Consider the following 249-nt stretch of genomic DNA (forward strand, 5'->3'; position numbering starts at 1 on the left):
GCTCGGGCTCGGTCCAGGTGGCGCCGAGGTCGTCTGAATGTGCCACGGTGGGACCCCAGTGCTCTGACCGGACACCCACCATGATCCGTGTTTTGCCGTCCCGCGTGTCTATCCCGATGCTGGGTATCTCGCTCATCAGGAAGTGCGGACCGGAGAGGGACCATTCTTTTCGGTCCGGGCTGGTCGCCAGCCACAGGCCTTTCTTGGTCCCGATCGCCAGGACATAACTTTCTGCGGTAGCCATGAGTC

1 pseudogene is annotated in these 249 nt (G+C 62.2%); it reads right to left on the reverse strand.

Annotation, left to right across the window (positions count from 1 at the left end):
* Positions 1-244 (reverse strand): annotated as a pseudogene (locus tag ACPYOM_RS23250) (exo-alpha-sialidase); the annotation flags it as partial.
* Positions 245-249: the final 5 nt, after the last annotated feature.

Source organism: Monashia sp. HAY1-2A, from assembly GCF_056755315.1.